Here is a 19,882-nt window from a genome sequence, read left to right as displayed (position 1 = left end):
AGATGACTCACCCGCTACACCGATCCACGGATTAACGAGAAGACCACCATGCAGTCAGCAGTAATTTTTCTCGGGGCAGGCAAGCCCTTTCAGGGCGACGAGCACGCCGCCCTGCGCAGCGCCTCTGGCCATACACGCGTCATCGACTGGCTGCTGCACGCCACGACATCACGCATGTCCGACGTTCACTTCGTCGGCGGCTACAAGATTGACTCGGTCAAGCGGCGTTACCCCGATTTCAACTATTACATCAACGCTGACTGGCAGGTGACGCAATCCGCCTATTCGTTCCTGCAGGTCGACCTGACCGACAAGAACAGAAGCCTGGCCTCTTACTCCGATATCCTTTTCCGTCGCAGCCTGGTTGACGCCATGGCTGAATCGCAAGCAGACGTCAGCGTGGCCGTGGATAGCCAATGGCGCACCCGCTATGCCGGCCGTACACGCTCGGACTTGCAGCGCTGTGAAAAGGTGTGTCTCTATGGTGATTCGGTTACGCGATTAGGGCCGGATATTCCATCCAGCCTCGCTTCGGCCGAGTTTGTTGGCTGCGTACACTTCGGCCCCCGCGCCGTTCAGTACCTGCAGGAGTTCAGGACCGATCTGCAACAGCGCTTTCAGAAAGGCCATCTATCCGACCTGGTAGAGGCATTACGCTGCCAGGGCATGAACGTCCAAGCGATCGATGTGCAAGGCGACTGGGCTGAATTGAATGAGCCCCAGGACCTCGCGCACTTTGTTCTAGGGACCAAGGCGCAGACACTGAGGCGCTTGCGCCGCATGGTCCGGCTAAGTCGAATTGAAGATCAGGTGAGCTTTACCGTCGCCCAATGGCGAGAAATTCCTGAGTCATTGATTGGCACCATCCAACAAAGCTTCCCTGATCAGCGGTTGGTCATCCGCAGCAGCGCGCTGTCCGAGGATGGCTTCGTCAACTCCAATGCCGGCGCCTATACCAGCCTGCTTAACATCAATGGCGACAATACCAACCACCTGCGCGAGTCAATCGAGCACGTTATCGCTTCTTACAGCGACGCCAACCCTGAGAACCAGGTACTGGTGCAACCGATGCTGGAGAAGGTCCTCGCCAGCGGCGTGGTGTTTACCCGCAGCCTGAGCAGCGGCGCGCCCTACTACATTGTCAATTACGACGACGTCAGTGGTAGCACCGAGTCGATCACCAGTGGCAGCAGCCAGGATCACAAAACCCTGATGATCCGGCGCAATGCAAGTGCCCAAAGCGCAAACATTCCGGATCGCTTGCAGGGTTTGCTACCCGCATTGCGTGAGATTGAGTCATTACTGGGTTACGACTCACTGGACGTCGAGTTCGCCATCACCGCCGACGCCGGCCTGCATATCCTCCAGGTACGCCCCATTGCCGTCGATCACTCCAAGTGGGACGGCAGTGACGAGGACATCATGGCGCGCCTGGACAGTGCTCGCGACCTGTTCAAGAAGCTGCAACAACCGGCCCCCTTTATTGCGGGTCAGCGCGCGCTATTCGGCATTATGCCCGACTGGAATCCGGCAGAGATCATCGGCACCAAACCCACTCCTCTGTCCGTCAGCCTCTATCGTCATTTGATCATGGACGAAACCTGGGCTACCCAGCGCGCTGAATACGGGTATCGGGACGTACGCCCTCAACCCCTGCTGGCCAGCTTTGCCGGCCACCCTTATGTGGATATCCGTGCCAGCTTTAACTCATTCGTGCCCAAGTCAATCGATGAGGCCCTGGCTGGCCGCCTGGTTGAATTCTATCTGGCATGGCTGGAGCGCAATCCGCACCTGCACGACAAAGTCGAGTTTGACGTAGTACCGACCTGTTTTGCCTTGGACTTTGAGCGCTGGCATGACCGCCTGACCCTGGAAGGAGGCTTTTCGTCACAGGAAGTCGAGCAATTGCGTATTGCGCTTCGTGAGATCAGTGCAAACGCGATCAAACGTAATAGCCATGATCTGGCAGTAATTGACGAGCTGGAACGACGCTTCGAGCAACTAGCCGCTACCCCCATGGCCCCACTGGAAAAAGTGTGGACGCTCCTTCTCGACTGCCGGCGCTATGGCGCACTGCCATTTGCACATTTGGCGCGCAGTGCTTTTGTGGCCATCACCCTTCTGCGCTCTGCCGTGAGCACTGGGGCCTTGACCGAAGCTGAGATGGAGGACTTCCTGGGCTCCATCCGCACTGTCAGTCATATGCTGACCCATGACGCCCATGACTGCGCACGCGATGAGATGCCCTGGGAAACTTTCGTTCATAAATATGGGCACCTGCGCCCAGGAACCTACGACATCAACTCATTGAGCTATCGCGCAGACCCCGATCGCTACCTCAAGCCAATTGTTGAAAGTGCAAAGGCCCTACCTGCGCCACTTATGGCCAATGGCGTTCTTTGGCATCAAGCCCGCGAGCGCTTTACGCAAGCACTGGCTGAGCAAGGTATTGTTTGTGATGTCGACGAACTGGAACTCTTTTTGCGGCAAGCCATTGAAGGTCGCGAGTACGCGAAGTTCGCCTTTACCCGCAACCTTTCCCTTGCCCTGGATATCCTGGTGGAGTGGGCCGAACCGCTGGGTATTTCACGCGAAGATCTGGCTTACCTCGATATCCAGACACTGTTGGCGTTACGAACCGAAACACCAGCCATGGATGCTGAAGAAACAGGCAAGAAACTGCTGCTTAAAGCACAACAAAGCAAGAGCACGCACGAACAGATCCAAGTCATTGAACTCCCCCCTCTGTTGTGCACAGAAGAAGACTTCAATGTGTTCCTGTATCCAGCCACTCAACCCAACTTTGTAGGCACCGGCAGAGTACGCGGGGCTTGCGTGGATTTGAGCCAGAGCAAAGGCGAACAGAACCTTGCCGGGAAAATCGCCCTGATTCCTCAGGCCGATCCTGGTTACGACTGGCTGTTTGGCCGACAGATTGCCGGCCTGATCACCATGTACGGAGGAGCCAACTCCCACATGGCCATCCGGGCTGCAGAGTTCGGCCTGCCGGCAGCACTGGGCGTAGGAGAAACCGAATACCGCACGCTTGCCTCGGCACACACCCTGGAACTGGATGCCAGCAACCGGATGATTCGGGTGATTCGTTAATGCGTATTGCAATTACACAACGGGTCGAGCAAGTACCCGGCTATGAAGAGCGCCGGGACTGCCTTGACCAGCGCTGGACATCATTGATGGAAGGGCTGGGAATTGATCTGGTACCAGTCCCCAATGGGCTGCAATCTCCCGCCTCCTGGCTAGAGCGCCAAGCCGTGGCAGGGCTGATCTTGAGTGGCGGCAATGACCTTTGCCACCTACCCAATGCCACCAATACTTCGCCCGAGCGCGACTTCACCGAACGCTCGCTGCTAACCAAGGCCACAGAGCTGAGCCTGCCAGTGATGGGGGTTTGCCGCGGCATGCAAGCACTCAACCATTTCCTGGGCGGCAATCTTGCACCCGTTTCGGGCCATGTAAATTGCCTGCACGCGGTTCATAGCAGCCCCGAGACGCAGGAGCAGTTCCTCGCCTACAGCAGCGTCAATAGTTTTCACAGCTGGGGCGTCCGCCCTGTAGACCTGGCAGATAATTTGCTTGCTCAGGCTTGGGCCGACGACGGAACAGTCGAAGCCTTTGTGCACACCCAATTACCCTGGATGGCCATCATGTGGCACCCCGAGCGACCATCCAGCAACACCTTTTATGACGCCCAGCTCATTCGTCAGTTTTTCTTCGGTAAGGACACACCATGCGCGTAATTATTCTAGCTGCGGGCCAAGGCACACGCCTACGCCCCTTCACTGACGACCGGCCTAAATGCCTGGTCGAACTGAATGGGCGCGCCCTGTTGCACCGCCAACTGGATGTGCTGCGAGCTGCAGGTCTGACAGATATCGCGCTGGTAGGTGGATACCGTGCCGATTGCCTCGAAGGCCAGGGCGTCGAGGTACTGCACAACCCACGCTTTGCCGAAACCAATATGGTGTCCACACTGTTTTGCGCAGAAGAGTGGATGGTCGAGGGTGAGGATCTGCTGATTGCCTACGGCGATATCATCTACACACCTTCGGTGCTTGAAAGCCTGCTGGGCACTGAGGCCCCACTGGCCATATCGATTGACCGGGAGTGGCGCAGATTCTGGGCTATTCGCATGGACAATCCTTTGTCCGATGCAGAAACATTAAAGCTCGATGATGACAATTGCATTACCGAACTGGGGAAAAAGCCCAAGGACTATAGCGAAGTCCAAGGCCAATACATGGGGCTGATAAAAGTCCGGGGCGACCAGATAAAGGCATTTCGTGAGGCCTGGCATAACCTCGATCGTACGATCCTGCGCGATGGCAAAGACTTCGATAACATGTATATGACCACGTATCTACAGCACCTTATAGATACCGGCTGGACCGCACGCGCCGCCTTCACGGACAACGGCTGGCTTGAAGTCGACACCGTGGACGACCTCAACCAGTATCACGAGATGTTTAAAAACGGTCAGCTGGATACCTTCATCCGGCTTGAGGATTGAGCATGCTTGCCGGACTACGCAAGATGCTCAGGGAATGGCGCGGCATGCAAGCGTTTAAAAGCGTGCCCCGTAGTGAACGCCAGATAGTGTTCTACTCGGAAGGCCGAGGCTACTGGTCGTACTTCGAGCCTGTCTTCGCCGCACTGCAAAGCCGTCATGAAACGCCGGTGCTTTACGTCACGTCAGCCGAGAACGATCCGCTTCTGCAAAGCCCGCCGATAGGCATGCGATCCTTCTATATCGGCGAAGGCAGCGTGCGTACATTGTTCTTCGCTTCACTGGATGCCGACGTCCTGCTGATGACCATGCCGGACCTGCAGAGTTTTCATATCAAGCGCTCTCCGTTCTCGGTGCATTACGTCTACCTGCACCACTCGATCGTCAGCACCCACATGATCTACCGTGCAGCAGCGTTCGATCATTTCGACTCAATCCTATGTGTAGGCCCCCACCACGTTGCCGAGACCAGAGCCCGGGAGCAGGCGCTCGGCTTGCCTGCCAAGACACTGGTTGAACACGGATACGGTCGGCTGGATACCATCATGCAAACCGGTCGCCAAGGGCCGCCCTCACGCAGTGATGCCCCGGCACAGATCCTTGTGGCTCCTACGTGGGGCGGAAATGGCCTGATAGAGCGGCATGGGATCGATGCAATCAAACCCCTTATCGATGCGGGGCTAAGGGTCATTTTGCGTCCGCACCCACGTACTCGTAAACTGGCTCCACGAGCCCTTGATGAAATCTGTGCCTATTTTCGCGATGAGCCACGCTTTCAGATGGACGAAGACAGTGATGGCACCACGTCATTACGTGATTCAGATATCATGCTCAGCGATTGGTCCGGCGCAGCATTGGAATTCGCATTCGGGCTGGAACGGCCGATTATCTTTGCCGACGTTCCCCGCAAAGTGCTGAACCCGGAATATACCAAAATCGGCATTGAGCCTATTGAGGTACAGATACGCGATAAAGTTGGTGTTGTTGTATCAACGGATGAACTGTCGAAGTTAGGTGACATTGCACAAACAATGGCAACTGACTCGCACAAGTGGCAAATAATGCTGCACCAGACACGTCAACGCTGGGTTTATAACAGCGGTCGAAGCGGCGATACAGCCGCCGACTACTTGGTTTCTTTAATTAAATAATGATGGGGCGCTTTATCATGAAAAAATCCAATTTCTCCGTATTTGCTCTGCTTTGCCTGGTATTGCTGCCAATCAACGCATTTGCATACCTTGATCCAGGCACTGGTAGTGCCATGCTTCAGGGTATCCTGGGGGCGTTGGCAGCCATTGCTATGGTGCTGAAACTCTACTGGCACCGCCTCCTGCGCATGCTTGGCCTGCGTAAAGACGTGATGAAGAAAGAGTCCGACACCGACAAAAAGTAAGACCGCCGGTTTCTAGAGTCCAGTCTGCCAGACCCAATGTTTGTCGCAGGCTGGCATACGCATTCGCTCATCCATGAGTTGAGACACCCACTCAAGTTCTGCCTTCACCGAACGCTGCCAAAAGTCACTCTTATGCAAAAGTCAAAAAAACTCTATCAGTGCAATTGGCTCGGCTGGTTATTCCTGCTATTTATTAATATTGCAAGCGCCTCCGATCTACCACCCATTACACTAAGCAATTCAAGTTTACACTTGGAGTTTAACTTAGAGTCAGGCACCGTTCGGCATTGGTCGCTACTACAACTTCATGGCCCTCAGGGGAATACCCAAGACATGGCGGCCCCCAGAGGTCAACTGTTTTTGTTACGTGGAGAATTAGCAGGCAAGAGTCTCAGGGACTGGGAAAAACTGGCCGGCGGCTGGAAAGTCCTGACCCAGGGGCATGACACCCTGGTACTCGGCCTCGAAAGCAACGACCTACCATTCAGCCTCAAGAAAACCTGGCATTTGCTCGACCATCACTGGCGCACAGACTTCACTCTGGACCTGGACTTTAAACAGCTTGAACTGAACAAAGCCGATCGTCTTGACCTAGTGGTAGGCCCTGGCATCGGAGAAGTCCCAGCGGTTGGCCTGGGAATGGGGCAAAGTATCTATTCATTTACCGAACTGGCTTACGGTACACCTGACGGTGTGATGACCCTGCGCCTGAACAATCAGGATATGCCACAGGGCTATAGCTCGCAGGAAGCCGGAAAATGGAACTGGATAGGTCTGCAAAGTCGCTATCTGGCCCTGATCCTGACCCCGGCCAACGACCCGGCCAGACGCTCGTCCTGGCTTGCCAGCACCCCGGCAGAACCAGACGGTGACGCTGACCACGCGGCCTTCGAAACCTCCATTGATATCTCCCTGCCGCTCTCCGACAGCGCCAACGGCCAACAGCAAAACTATCAGTGGAGTGTGTTCGGTGGCGGCAAAGCCTACAAAGCGTTGACCGCCCAGGATCCTGATCTGGGAGGGCTACTGTTCTCAGGACTTTGGGATTGGATGCGCGGGCTGAGCCTGGGGATTATGCACATACTGCACTTCATCCAGCAGTGGGTAGGGAGTTGGGGAATCGCTATTATCGTGCTGGCCTTCTTGGTACGCCTGGCCGTCTATCCCATTGCCAAAAATGCGATCTCCGCACAGAAAAAATTTGCAGCCATTCAAGCACGCATTCAGCCCGAGCTGCAGGAAATCCGTAAAAACTTTAAAGGCGGCGAACAAAGTGAACGCATCCTGCAACTTTATGAAAGTCATAAAGTAAGCCCTTTGGCAGGACTTAAACCTCTTTTGATCGTACTGATTCAAGTACCTATCTTTGTTGCGCTTTATCACCTGCTGGGCCAGACATTCGAACTGCGCGATGCATCGTTCCTGTGGATGAAGACACTGGCTGAGCCAGATCAATTGTTCTCGCTGGGCATCGACTTGCCGCTATTCGGCTCCTATTTCAACCTGCTGCCAGTATTGATGTCACTGACCACCCTGCTGAGCATCAAGCTCAACCCTTCCCCTACTTCGGATGGCAAGTCTTCGCTTCGTCAAAGCTTGACAACCGGGTTGATGGGCCTGGGGTTCTTCTTGCTGTTTTACTCCTTCCCTTCAGGGATGGTGCTGTACTGGACCGTCGCCAACATTTTGCAGGTTGTCCATCAAAAATTAGCCAAGGCAGGGTGATCAGGATGATGCTCGAACGCTATATCGATAACTATTTGCCAGCAACTACCACCGCTACCAATCCGAGCATCTACTTTGATACCGCCTCCCGACTTGCCGCCTGCGCAAGCATGCACGACTGGGCGGATGCAGAGTTCCAGACCATCGAATTTCTGTCCAAACGGATCGAAATCTCCCGCTGCGTCTACGACAGCTATCTTGAGAATGGCGCACGCACGTCCAGCACACCGCTAGCCGCTGAGCTACTGCCTCTTGCCTTGCTGCTGCTATTCAAGGACTTCCAGCGCCTATCTACCGCCGGAAACGTCAGCAGCGCCATAAAGCGGCTAAACGCTATACTCCGACTGCTCGATTATCTGAGCGCCAACAAAGTCGTGCTGACCGAAGAACTGCTCTCCCTTATCAACACAGAGGCCGAGAAGTTCCTTCAGACGTTGCAACATGCTAATACGCCACCAACCGAAGACCTTGTTAAACCAGAGGTGATGCCCCCAGGCGCCCTTCCCCTGACCGTGCTGTTTTGGGAAGGTCCCATTGCACGAGCCTATCTGGCAACACTGAAAAGCATGGATCTCAAGCCTGAAAAAATTATCCATCTAGTAGCCAGGAACGATCTATCGACCAAAAAGCCTGTAGGGCGTTTCCTTCCAGGCTTGATGAAATTGGCTTATGCGCAATCCAAGCAAAAAAACAGCATCCACCATTGGTCAGCAACACTGCAGAAAACCGAAACCGTCCTGTATCAGCGCGTAAGGAGCACCATTGAAAGCGGCCTGGTCTTTTCAAAGGAAGTGATCGACGACGCTTTGGCACTTGGTGATTTAGGGGAGTATTGCGCCGATGTCGAAACACTGATGATTGATAATCTGGCGGACGAAGCGCTCTACACTCGATTGACCGCCCTTCCCCAAACACAAATTCTGTTCACCGGCGGGGGTATCGTCCCCAAAAAGCTGCTGGAAATCAGCTCGCTCAAGTTCATTCATATACATCCCGGCTACCTGCCAGATGTACGTGGAGCAGATTGTGCACTGTGGTCACACCTCATGACAGGCCGAACTTCGGCTACGTGCTTTTATATGGCACCCGGTATTGACGACGGTGACGTTATTTTCGCGGCCTACTTACCCACCCTGGATTTTGCTAGCGCAACGACCGAAACAGAACTGAAAACGCTCTACAGGGCCACTTACGCCTTCTTTGATCCATGGATCCGCGCTTGCGTACTACGACGCTCACTTGTCTTGACTGAAGGTTTTACAAGCGTTGCAGCCTACCCTCAAAGTGAAGCGTCCAGCGTGACATATCACTTTATGCACGAGCGGATTCAAAGAGCTGCATTTGATCGGATATTCCCTATGGCTCGACCCTAATCCAGCTGAAATAAAACAGCCCACTCGCAGTGGGCTGTTTTATGTTCATCTTCCGTATCAGTAACTGCTTACCTCACCCAACCACAGTCAGCTTTTGGAAAGCTCGCGCTGAGCACCTTCAGGTACATTTAGTAAAGACGCCTGTGCCAAACTCACCGACTGCACACCTTTATTGTCCGCGCTACGGAAAGCATGGCGGGCCAAGGCAACAAACACCGCTATGATCGCACCCAGGAACAACCCGATCAGCACCACCAAAGGTCGATTTGGTTTAGCGGGCGACAGTGGCTCCAGCGCCTGCTGGTCGATGGTCACGAGCTTCAATCGGCTCATGTCGATGTTCAAATTACTCAGGCGAGTCATTTCGGCCCGGATCGGCTGCACACCGGCAAGGAAGATATCCTCATTTTCCCGACGGTTGAGCACTTCAATTTCGCGATTGGTCGCCAACATCTGAAGCTCCTTGGCAATCTGCGCAATGCGACCTTCCGTGAAATCATCAGTTTTGCGCTGCTGCAGAGCCATCAGCTCAGCCTTGAGCGCCTCTACCCCCATAAAATAAAGCGGGATTTGCTGATTGTTGATCTCGGTGCGCATGACGCTTGAAGCACCTGAGCGCATCGACTCACCCAGGGAAGATGGTGTCGTCGGCTTTTGAATGCCCAAGGACCTGGCGATACCGATGGCTTCGTTCAATTGGGCCATCCGATCACCACGCTGGGTCTTCAGCTGAGCGCGCAATGCTTTCAATTCGTCCTGCAATTGCGCACGCCGAGTCGCATCGGCCTCCTTCAAAGAAGCAATTTTTGCTTCTTTTTCAATATCGTAGTTCTTGCGTGCGGAATCGTACTTTCCTTCAAGCTCATTCAGACGGTTTTTTACAATCACCTGCAAATCCGCAGCTATTTGCTCCCGCTCATTGGCAATTGCGTAATCGACAAAACCATTGAGAATCGAAACCCCATCAATTCCTTTCGGGTAATTCATTTCAAGCTTGATATACGCACTCAAGGAATCTTTCTTGCTGGCGTCCGGCAAAACCAACTTGATCGAGTTGCGATTGAACTCCTCAAAACTCTGCTCCAAGGTCCGCCCTGGTCGTTCAAACTCTTTGAACAGATTTTGATTAGCCCTGAAAAAAGCCAGGCGGGTATCGTACGACTCAAGGGATGCTCCCACCTTAAGTAGCGCGTCTGGAGGAGGAAGTTTATAAATCTCGGAGCGATTCAACGCATCCAGCTCATTGAGCGCAGCCGGGCGAAGTACGGTGCTGACCCTGTACTCAGGCGTCGCTAAAAAAGCATAGGCGACAGCAATCAAGCCAACACCAGCAGTTACAGCCGCAAGGAGCTTCTTCTGCCGCCATACGATATTAAACAACGCAACGAGATCAATCTCGCCAGACGAGGGAACGGGGGGCACACGGAAGCTACTACTCACAACAAAAACCTGCCTTCAAAGAGAAACTGCGGGCTCGTTATGCAGACGATTTTGTGGTTTTTTTATATTTATAAGGGTCGGCCAAAACGCCCGGCGTCGCTGCCAGGCTCTGGACACACAAAATGACTGGAATCGAGAACAGGTTGCATTTTGCCATCTCGCTGTAACATTGCAAGACTTGACATGTCTATCAGGTAATTCCTAATTATCGAAGAGATTGCAGGGAAAATGATTCAGACAAGTCCTAAAGTCACTATTTCCTGAGGACAGAGAAGCGCTTTGTACCTCCCAACCAGGGGAGCCAACGTCAAAAGGAGGGCTTAAACCTGTAACACAGGCGACAAACGGTCTACTCCACCAGATCAGCCCTACACTACGGGTTTCTGGCGCCTCTTGCGCTGGGCCAGCAACCCCAGGAGCGGCCCCACCAACATCCCGACAATCAACGCCAACGTCACAAACACCGAGACCGGCAGCTGTGGTGTAGACCACCCCAAGAACGCCAGGGCGACGTCTTGCTGGTTTTCCAGTACGAAGGCCAGGATCGCCAAGGCGACGATCAGCACAATCAGTACCAGGGCGACGCGCTTAACACCGCGCATAAACTTCTCCTATCCCAAAAAAACTCAGACGCCGTCTTCTTCATCTTCGTTCACTCGATCCCGCAATTCCTTGCCCGGCTTGAAATGGGGCACGAATTTGCCGTCGAGGCTGACGGACTGGCCGGTTTTTGGGTTACGGCCCACGCGTGGGGCGCGGTAGTGCAGCGAGAAGCTGCCAAAGCCGCGGATTTCTATTCGATCACCAGTGGCCAGGCACTGGGACATTTGCTCAAGCATGGTCTTGATGGCCAGCTCCACATCCTTGGATGAAAGCAGCCCTTGATGGGTGACAATTCGTTCGATCAACTCCGACTTCGTCATATTTTTCCCTTCTTTTTCAAGCAGCTAGGAAAAGCGCTCCGAAGGTTTTAGCATGACCAGATGAATTTGAACAGCCTGTAGCTTGACTTATCTTGCACAAATCATGGCAACCCTCACATGACCCGCGAGAACAGTAGCTCGGCCCCGTGAGCGCACAGGAGACGTTTTACCCATAAAGCGCTGGCAGTGCCGAAACCAGCAACCCGCCGCCCGCACGCAGCCTCAGGGCAGCCCTGCCCCATACCCCCATCACACCCATGGGCAAAACCCAAATTCCAGACACAAAAAAGGGCGACCGAAGTCGCCCTTTTTCTATGGTCTGACAGAACTTAGTTCTGTTTTTCCATTTGTGCACGCAACAGGTCGCCCAGAGTGGTCGGACCCGAAGCAATGTCAGAGGTCGCTGGCTTGTCGCGCAGGCTCTGGATTGCTTCTTTCTCTTCGATCTCGTCCTTGGACTTGATGGAGAGTTGGATTACGCGGCTCTTGCGGTCAACGCTGATGATCTTGGCTTCTACTTCCTGGCCTTCTTTCAGAACGTTACGCGCGTCTTCAACGCGATCACGGCTGATTTCGGAGGCTTTCAGAGTCGCTTCGATATCGTCACCCAAAGTGATGATGGCGCCTTTAGCGTCAACTTCCTTCACGATGCCTTTAACGATTGCACCCTTGTCGTTCTCTTGAACGTACTCGGAGAACGGATCGCTTTCCAGTTGCTTGATACCCAGGGAGATACGCTCGCGCTCTGGGTCAACCGACAGGATAACGGTGTCCAGCTCGTCGCCCTTCTTGAAACGACGAACAGCTTCTTCGCCCACTTCGTTCCAGGAGATGTCGGACAGGTGAACCAGGCCGTCGATGCCGCCGTCCAGACCAATGAAGATACCGAAATCGGTGATCGACTTGATGGTGCCGGAGATTTTATCGCCCTTGTTGAACTGGCCAGAGAAATCTTCCCATGGGTTAGATTTGCACTGCTTGATGCCCAGGGAGATACGACGACGCTCTTCGTCGATGTCCAGAACCATAACTTCCACTTCGTCGCCGACTTGTACGACTTTCGAAGGGTGGATGTTCTTGTTGGTCCAGTCCATTTCGGAAACGTGTACCAGGCCTTCCACGCCTTCTTCCAGCTCTGCGAAGCAGCCGTAGTCGGTCAGGTTGGTAACACGCGCGGTAACGCGAGTGCTTTCTGGGTAACGGGCTTTGATAGCAACCCATGGATCTTCACCCAGTTGCTTCAGGCCCAGGGAAACACGGTTGCGCTCGCGATCGTATTTCAGAACCTTGACATCGATCTCATCGCCAACGTTGACGATTTCGGAAGGATGCTTGATACGCTTCCAAGCCATGTCGGTAATGTGCAGCAGGCCATCGACGCCACCCAGATCGACGAATGCGCCGTAATCGGTGAGGTTCTTGACGATACCTTTGACTTGTTGGCCTTCCTGCAGGGATTCCAGCAGAGCTTCACGCTCGGCGGAGTTCTCTGCTTCCAGGACGCTACGACGGGAAACGACAACGTTGTTGCGCTTCTGGTCGAGCTTGATGACCTTGAACTCGAGCTCTTTGCCTTCCAGGTGCGTGGTGTCGCGCACTGGACGAACGTCGACCAAAGAACCTGGCAGGAACGCACGGATGCCGTTAACGTCGACAGTGAAGCCGCCTTTAACCTTACCGTTGATAACGCCCTTGACCACTTCTTCAGCTGCGAAGGCTGCTTCCAGAACAATCCAGCATTCAGCGCGCTTGGCTTTTTCACGGGAGAGCTTGGTTTCACCGAAGCCGTCTTCAACCGAGTCCAGAGCAACGTGAACTTCGTCACCGACATTGATAGTCAGGTCGCCAGCGTCGTTGTAGAACTGCTCAAGCGGGATGAGTGCTTCAGACTTCAGACCAGCGTGAACGGTTACCCAGCGAGCTTGGTAATCGATATCAACGATAACACCGGTGATGATGGAGCCAGCCTGAAGGTTCAGGGTTTTTAGGCTTTCTTCAAAGAGTTCCGCAAAGCTTTCGCTCATTTTAATTCCTGTTGATAAGGGCGAAGAATACGCCCATCTGCCACACCCCAGACGGTGTGGGTTACGTTCATAATAAGAGAAGAAGCGCAGGTCTAGGACTGGTCCCCTGCACTGCCTCTGAGTCATCCGGCGATATCGCGCAGGGCGATTTCACTCAAGATGCGTTCCAGCACCTGCTCGATGGACAATTCCGTGGAATCCAGCTGTATGGCGTCAGCCGCCGGTTTGAGCGGGGCTACCGCACGCTGGGTGTCACGCTCATCGCGCGCACGAATCTCATCTAGCAGACTCGACAGACTAACACCATCCACCTTGCCCTTCAACTGCAAGTAACGGCGGCGCGCCCGCTCCTCGGCACTGGCCGTCAGGAAAATCTTCAACGGCGCCTCGGGAAACACCACAGTGCCCATGTCGCGGCCATCGGCCACCAGGCCCGGCGGCTCCTGGAACGCCCGCTGGCGCTGCAGCAAGGCATCACGCACGGCCGGCAATGCGGCAACCTGGGACGCCCAGGAGCCGACCTGCTCGTTACGCAGGTCATCGGTCACATCATCGCCTTCGAGGATGATGCGCAGCGAGTGACCTTCGGTCGCGCCGACGAACTGCACGTCAAGGTGCGCCGCCAGCAGCACCAGCGAGGCTTCATTGGTCAGGTCGACGCCATGATTACGCGCCGCAAAAGCCAGCAGGCGATACAACGCCCCGGAATCCAGCAGGCACCAACCCAGGCGCTTGGCCAACAGGCCCGCGACAGTGCCTTTGCCAGAACCGCTTGGCCCGTCGATGGTAATCACCGGTGCTTTGATATTCACAATTGAGCCTCTTGGGCAACACGCATGCCGACTTGGGCACACAGTGTAAGAAAATTCGGAAAAGATGTAGCTACGTTGGCACAGTCATGGATACGAATCGGCGCAGTGGCACGCAGGGCCGCGACGCTGAACGCCATGGCGATCCGATGATCACCGTGGGCATGCACCTCACCACCGGCCATGCCGCCGCCGTCAATAATAATCCCATCAGGCGTCGGCACACACTTCACACCCAACGCCAGCAGACCGTCGGCCATGACCTGGATGCGGTCAGACTCCTTGACCCGCAATTCTTCGGCGCCACGCAATACCGTGCGCCCTTCGGCGCAGGCGGCAGCGACAAACAGCACCGGGAATTCGTCGATCGCCAGGGGCACCAGGGCCTCGGGAATCTCGATGCCCTTGAGCGGCGCCGCGCGCACACGCAGGTCTGCAACCGGCTCGCCACCCACTTCACGAGGGTTCTCCAGGATGATATCCGCCCCCATCAGGCGCAGGATATCGATCACCCCGGTACGGGTCGGATTGATCCCTACATGTTCCAGCAACAACTCGGAACCCTCGGCGATCGAGGCCGCCACCAGAAAGAATGCCGAGGAGGAGATATCACCCGGCACTTCGATACGGGTAGCCACCAGCCCATGACCCGACTCAACCGTCGCCGTCGCCCCATTGACCTGCACCGGGCAACCAAAACCGCGCAGCATCCGCTCGGTATGGTCACGGGTAGGCGCAGGCTCGGTCACGGCCGTCCGACCTTCGGCGTATAGGCCAGCCAACAACAGGCTGGATTTGACCTGGGCACTGGCCATCGGCAACGTGTAGTCCACCCCCTTGAGCGCCTGCCCGCCACGAATGGTCAGGGGCGGCCGCCCTTCGGGGCCGGTCTCGATCACCGCCCCCATCGCCCGCAACGGCTTGGCCACGCGATTCATCGGGCGCTTGGACAACGAAGCATCACCGGTCAGGACACTGTCAAAACGCTGCGCCGCCAGCAAACCCGACAACAGGCGCATGGACGTGCCCGAATTGCCGAGATAGATCGGGCCCGGCGCCGGCTTCAAGCCATGCAGGCCGACACCATGGATGGTCACCCGCCCATGGTGCGGGCCTTCGATCACCACGCCCATGTCGCGGAACGCCTGCAGGGTCGCCAAGGCATCTTCACCTTCGAGAAACCCTTCGACTTCGGTAATACCGTCCGCCAGCGACCCGAGCATGATCGAGCGATGGGAAATGGACTTGTCGCCCGGCACCCGCACCCTGCCGCTCAGGCAACCGCCCGGGCTGGCCGTAAAGACCACATCATCCGTGCTTGCGGCGGCTTCCATATAGGCCCGGCGCGCGAGGATCTTGCTGAAATGCTCGCGCGCCACCCGTGCCCGGGTAAAGACGCCCAGCAACTGGTGGCCATCCCCCGCATCGACCGCGTCGCGCAAGGCATCCAGGTCACTGCGGAAGGTGTCCAGGGTGCGCAGCACCGCCTCGCGGTTGGCGAGAAAAATGTCGTGCCACATTACCGGGTCGCTCCCGGCAATCCGCGTGAAATCGCGAAAACCGCCGGCGGCGTAACGGAAAATCTCCAGGTTTTCGTTGCGCTTGGCCAGGGAGTCGACCAGGCCAAAGGCCAGCAGATGCGGCAAATGGCTGGTCGCCGCCAGCACTTCGTCATGGCGCTCGACCTGCATATGCTCCACATCCGCGCCCAGCTCGCGCCACAGGCGGTCCACCACGGCCAAGGCCGCCGGGTCGGTTTCTGCCAGCGGCGTGAGGATCACCTTGTGTCGACGGAACAGCTGGGAATTGGACGCCTCCACCCCACTCTGCTCGGAGCCGGCAATCGGGTGCCCTGGCACGAAGCGCGGCGGCATGCCGCCAAACGCCAGGCGCGCCGCGCGCACTACATTGCCCTTGGCGCTGCCGACATCCGTGAGGATAGCCTGGCCCAGGTCCATGCCGGCCAACAGCGCCAGCAGCTTTTCCATGGCCAGGATCGGCACCGCCAACTGAATGACATCGGCGCCCTGGCAGGCAACGGCCAGGTCCGCCTCGCAGCGATCCACCACGCCCAGCTCAACCGCCAACCGGCGCGATTGCGGGTCCAGATCCACACCGACCACTTCGCTACACAGGCCGCTTTCACGCAGGCCCTTGGCAAAGGAGCCGCCAATCAATCCCAGACCGACCACCACCAGGCGACCGATCACAGGCACAGCAGGTTGCATTGCAATCACATCAACCACGGGCCATGACCTTGGCCAGCGCCTCAAGGAAGCGGCTGTTTTCAGCCGGCAAACCAATGGTGATACGCAGGTGGTTGGGCATGCCGTAGTTGGCCACCGGACGCACAATCACGCCCTCGCGCAGCAAGCCCTGGAATACCGGGGCGGCCTCTTGGCCCAGGTCCACGCAAACAAAGTTGCCCTTGGAGGGGATCCAGCCCAGGCCCAGCTCACGAAAGCCTTGCTGCAGTTGTTGCATGCCGCTTGCGTTGATCCGCCGCCCTTCTTCCAGGTACTCGGCATCCTTGAGCGCCGCACAGGCTGCCGCCAGCGCCAGGCTGTTGACGTTGAACGGCTGGCGCACGCGGTTCAGCACATCCGCGACCACGGCGGTGGATAACCCGTAGCCGACCCGCAACGACGCCAGGCCATAGGCCTTGGAGAAGGTGCGTGACACCAGCAGGTTCGGGTAGGCCGCGAGAAAGTCCAGGCCATCTGGCAAGTCGCTGCCTGCGGCGTATTCGATGTAGGCCTCGTCCAGCACCACCAGCACATGCCCAGGCACATCCTGCAGGAACTCGTTCAGCGCCTCGGCACCGAACCAGGTCCCGGTCGGGTTGTTCGGGTTGGCGATAAACACCACGCGGGTCTGGGCATCGATGGCCGCCAGCATGGCCGGCAGGTCATGCCCCCAGTCCCTGGCCGCAATCACCCGCGCCTCGGCGCCGACAACCTGGGTGACAATCGGATACACCGCAAATGCGTGCTCACTGAACACCGCATTCAGGCCCGGGGCCAGGTAGGCACGCGCCACCAGTTCCAGGATGTCGTTGGAACCATTGCCCAGGGTGACCTGGTTCAACTCAACCCCGCAGCTCTCGGCCAACAGGGACTTGAGGGCAAAGCCATTGCCATCAGGGTAACGGGTCAGGTCCGCCAACGCTTCACGGAGCGCCGTCAGCACTTTGGGGCTTGGGCCCAGGGGGTTTTCATTGCTGGCCAGCTTGACGATCTTTGCCGGGTCCAGATTCAACTCGCGCGCCAACTCGTCCACAGGCTTGCCTGGAACGTAAGGCGACAGTTGTTGCACGCCCGGCTGCGCCAGGGCGAGGAAGTTGCCACTCATGTCAAAGCCTCACAAAACCGCTTTCGGGTAGGAGCCCAGCACCTTGAGGGCCACGGCTTCCTGACTGATTTTTTCCAGCACACTCTTGACCAGCGGATCACGGTGATGGCCAACGAAGTCGATAAAGAACACATAGGTCCATTTACCGCTGCGCGAAGGACGCGTCTCGATGCGTGTCAGGTCGATCCCGTTGTCATGGAACGGCACCAGCAGCTCATGCAGCGCGCCAGGCTTGTTGCTCATGGAGACAATGATCGAGGTCTTGTCGTCGCCGGTCGGCGGCACTTCCTGGCTGCCGATCATCAAAAAGCGCGTGGAGTTGTCCGGGCGATCCTCGATTTTTTCGGCCAGGCGCGTCAGGCCGTACAGGCCCGCCGCCATATCCCCGGCAATCGCCGCCGAGTTCCACTCGCCCTTGACCCGCTTGGCCGCCTCGGCGTTGCTGGACACCGCCACGCGCTCGACATTCGGGTAATGGGCGTCCAGCCACTTGCGGCACTGGGCCAGGGACTGGGCATGGGAGTAAATGCGGCTGATGCTGTCGGTCTTGGTGTTTTCACCCACCAGCAAGTGGTGGTGGATCCGCAGCTCGACTTCGCCACAGATCACCATGTCGTGCTCAAGGAAGCTGTCGAGGGTGTGGTTGACCGCGCCTTCGGTGGAGTTTTCCACCGGCACCACGCCAAAGTTCACCGCACCGGCAGCCACTTCGCGAAACACCTCGTCGATGGCCGCCATGGGCTTGCTGATCACCGCGTGGCCGAAATGCTTCATGGCCGCGGCCTGGGTAAAAGTGCCCTCGGGGCCGAGGTAAGCCACTTTCAAGGGCTGCTCCAGGGCCAGGCACGAAGACATGATCTCGCGGAACAACCGCGCCATCTCTTCATTGCCCAACGGCCCCTGGTTGCGCTCCATCACGCGCTTGAGCACCTGGGCTTCGCGCTCTGGACGGTAGAACACCGGCACTTCGCCTTCGGCCAGGGAGGCCATCTTGACCCGCGCCACTTCCTGGGCACACCGCGCCCGCTCACTGATCAGCTCCAGGACTTTGGTGTCCAGGGCGTCAATGCGTACACGCAGGGCCTTGAGTTCTTGCTCAGACATTAGCCGTGTTCCTTCTCGAACTCTGCCATGTAGGCCACCAGCGCCTTGATGGCATTGATGTCGACGGCGTTGTAGATCGAGGCACGCATGCCGCCTACCGAACGGTGACCCTTGAGGTTCAGCAGGCCACGCGCGTCGGCACCCGCCAAAAACGGCTTGTCCAGGCGGTCGTCGGCCAGGCGGAACGGCACGTTCATCCACGAGCGATGGCTCAGGTTGATTGGGTTGTTGTACAGGCCACTGGCGTCGATAAAGTCGTACAGGGTGCGTTTCTTCTCTTCGTTGAGCTTGCCCATGGCCGCCACGCCGCCCTGCTCCTTGAGCCACTCGAACACCAGGCCCGAGAGGTACCAGGCAAAGGCCGGCGGGGTGTTGTACATCGAGCCGTTGTCGGCCGCGACCTTGTAGTTGAGCATGGTCGGGCACACCGAGCGGGCACGCCCGAGCAGGTCTTCGCGGATGATGCTGACCAGGATGCCGCTGGGGCCGATGTTCTTCTGCGCGCCGGCGTAGATCATGCCGTAGCGCGACACATCCATCGGCCGCGAGAGAATGTCCGAGGACATGTCGCACACCAACGGGACGTCACCGACTTCAGGCACCCAGTCGAATTCCAGGCCGCCGATGGTTTCGTTCTGCACGTAGTGAACGTAGGCCGCGTCCTTGGACAGCTGCCACTCGTTCTGACCCGGGATAGCGAAATAATCGTAGGGTTTGGCAGTACCGGCCACATTGATATTGCCGTAGCGCGAGGCCTCTTCAATGGCCTTCTGCCCCCAGATGCCGGTGTCGATATAGTCGGCAGTGCCGCCTTCCGGCAGCAGATTCAGCGGGATCTGGGCGAACTGCTGGCTGGCGCCGCCTTGCAGGAACAGCACCTTGTAGTCCGACGGGATGTCCAGCAGGTCACGCAGGTCCTGCTCGGCCTTGGTGGCAATGGACACGAACTCATCGCTGCGATGGCTCATCTCCATCACCGAGAGGCCTTTGCCGTGCCAATCGAGGAGTTCACCCTGCGCGCGCTGCAGGACGGCTTCAGGAAGTGCCGCGGGACCAGCACAGAAGTTATAGGCTCTCTTGCTCACATCCAATCTCGCTCTGATCTGGTGGTCACATAATTCGTGTTCGACGCATAACCCCTGTGGGAGCGGGCTTGCTCGCGAAGGCGGTGTCTCAGCCAGCACATGTATGGACTGACACGCCGCCTTCGCG

Annotated in this window: 16 protein-coding genes; 7 read left to right on the top strand and 9 right to left on the bottom strand. The window is 56.9% G+C overall.

Annotated features, from left to right (window positions below; all coding sequences use genetic code 11):
* Positions 1 to 48: 48 nt before the first annotated feature.
* The 7 genes from AC07W7_RS10660 to AC07W7_RS10630 all read left to right on the top strand — a co-directional run bounded on the left by AC07W7_RS10660 (position 49) and on the right by AC07W7_RS10630 (position 9,019).
* A complete protein-coding gene (locus AC07W7_RS10660) occupies positions 49 to 3,108 on the top strand; it encodes a PEP/pyruvate-binding domain-containing protein (RefSeq protein ID WP_495039275.1) in 3,060 nt (1,019 codons plus the stop codon).
* A complete protein-coding gene (locus AC07W7_RS10655; protein ID WP_495039274.1) occupies positions 3,108 to 3,758 on the top strand; it encodes a gamma-glutamyl-gamma-aminobutyrate hydrolase family protein in 651 nt (216 codons plus the stop codon). The genes AC07W7_RS10660 and AC07W7_RS10655 overlap by 1 nt, the downstream gene beginning before the upstream one ends.
* Complete coding sequence (locus AC07W7_RS10650) at positions 3,749 to 4,528, top strand: phosphocholine cytidylyltransferase family protein (RefSeq protein ID WP_495039273.1); 780 nt, start codon at positions 3,749 to 3,751, stop codon at positions 4,526 to 4,528. Before AC07W7_RS10655 ends, AC07W7_RS10650 begins: the two co-directional genes overlap by 10 nt.
* A 2-nt stretch (positions 4,529 to 4,530) precedes the next feature.
* Positions 4,531 to 5,676, top strand: coding sequence for a CDP-glycerol glycerophosphotransferase family protein (locus AC07W7_RS10645; protein WP_495039272.1), 1,146 nt, complete (start codon positions 4,531 to 4,533; stop codon positions 5,674 to 5,676).
* 17 nt (positions 5,677 to 5,693) lie between these two features.
* Positions 5,694 to 5,921, top strand: a complete 228-nt coding sequence (locus AC07W7_RS10640; RefSeq protein WP_495039271.1) for a hypothetical protein — start codon at positions 5,694 to 5,696, stop codon at positions 5,919 to 5,921.
* A 132-nt stretch (positions 5,922 to 6,053) separates the two neighbouring features.
* Entirely contained in the window at positions 6,054 to 7,646 is a 1,593-nt protein-coding gene (gene yidC, locus AC07W7_RS10635) for a membrane protein insertase YidC (RefSeq protein ID WP_495039270.1), read from the top strand.
* A 5-nt stretch (positions 7,647 to 7,651) separates the two neighbouring features.
* Positions 7,652 to 9,019, top strand: a complete 1,368-nt coding sequence (locus tag AC07W7_RS10630; RefSeq protein ID WP_495039269.1) for a formyl transferase — start codon at positions 7,652 to 7,654, stop codon at positions 9,017 to 9,019.
* An 87-nt stretch (positions 9,020 to 9,106) separates the two neighbouring features.
* Here the strand turns inward: AC07W7_RS10630 and AC07W7_RS10625 are convergent, their stop codons facing one another.
* The 9 genes from AC07W7_RS10625 to serC form a co-directional block, all read right to left on the bottom strand.
* On the bottom strand, positions 9,107 to 10,459 hold the full coding sequence (locus AC07W7_RS10625; RefSeq protein ID WP_495039268.1) for a Wzz/FepE/Etk N-terminal domain-containing protein: 1,353 nt from the start codon (positions 10,457 to 10,459) through the stop codon (positions 9,107 to 9,109).
* A gap of 368 nt (positions 10,460 to 10,827) precedes the next feature.
* Positions 10,828 to 11,061 carry a lipopolysaccharide assembly protein LapA domain-containing protein gene (locus tag AC07W7_RS10620; RefSeq protein WP_169898643.1) on the bottom strand — a complete coding sequence of 78 codons (234 nt, stop codon included), beginning with the start codon at positions 11,059 to 11,061 and terminating at the stop codon, positions 10,828 to 10,830.
* Positions 11,062 to 11,085: 24 nt separating this feature from the next.
* Positions 11,086 to 11,382: an integration host factor subunit beta gene (ihfB, locus tag AC07W7_RS10615; RefSeq protein WP_032888918.1), complete on the bottom strand. Its 297-nt coding sequence runs from the start codon at positions 11,380 to 11,382 to the stop codon at positions 11,086 to 11,088.
* Between the two features lie 329 nt (positions 11,383 to 11,711).
* Positions 11,712 to 13,406: a 30S ribosomal protein S1 gene (gene rpsA / locus AC07W7_RS10610; RefSeq protein ID WP_029298694.1), complete on the bottom strand. Its 1,695-nt coding sequence runs from the start codon at positions 13,404 to 13,406 to the stop codon at positions 11,712 to 11,714.
* 122 nt (positions 13,407 to 13,528) lie between these two features.
* Positions 13,529 to 14,218, bottom strand: a complete 690-nt coding sequence (cmk, locus tag AC07W7_RS10605) for a (d)CMP kinase (RefSeq protein ID WP_029298696.1) — start codon at positions 14,216 to 14,218, stop codon at positions 13,529 to 13,531.
* Entirely contained in the window at positions 14,215 to 16,425 is a 2,211-nt protein-coding gene (locus tag AC07W7_RS10600) for a bifunctional prephenate dehydrogenase/3-phosphoshikimate 1-carboxyvinyltransferase (protein ID WP_338124433.1), read from the bottom strand. The genes cmk and AC07W7_RS10600 overlap by 4 nt, the downstream gene beginning before the upstream one ends.
* A gap of 28 nt (positions 16,426 to 16,453) precedes the next feature.
* Complete coding sequence (gene hisC / locus AC07W7_RS10595) at positions 16,454 to 17,566, bottom strand: histidinol-phosphate transaminase (RefSeq protein ID WP_099169124.1); 1,113 nt, start codon at positions 17,564 to 17,566, stop codon at positions 16,454 to 16,456.
* Between the two features lie 9 nt (positions 17,567 to 17,575).
* Entirely contained in the window at positions 17,576 to 18,670 is a 1,095-nt protein-coding gene (pheA, locus tag AC07W7_RS10590; protein WP_099169125.1) for a prephenate dehydratase, read from the bottom strand.
* Positions 18,670 to 19,755 carry a 3-phosphoserine/phosphohydroxythreonine transaminase gene (serC, locus tag AC07W7_RS10585; protein ID WP_099169153.1) on the bottom strand — a complete coding sequence of 362 codons (1,086 nt, stop codon included), beginning with the start codon at positions 19,753 to 19,755 and terminating at the stop codon, positions 18,670 to 18,672. The genes pheA and serC overlap by 1 nt, the downstream gene beginning before the upstream one ends.
* Positions 19,756 to 19,882: the final 127 nt, after the last annotated feature.

Source organism: Pseudomonas sp. GW821-FHT01D09 (assembly GCF_059422465.1).
The sequence above is the reverse complement of the archived record's forward strand: the minus strand, read 5'-3'. Positions and strand labels throughout refer to the sequence as shown.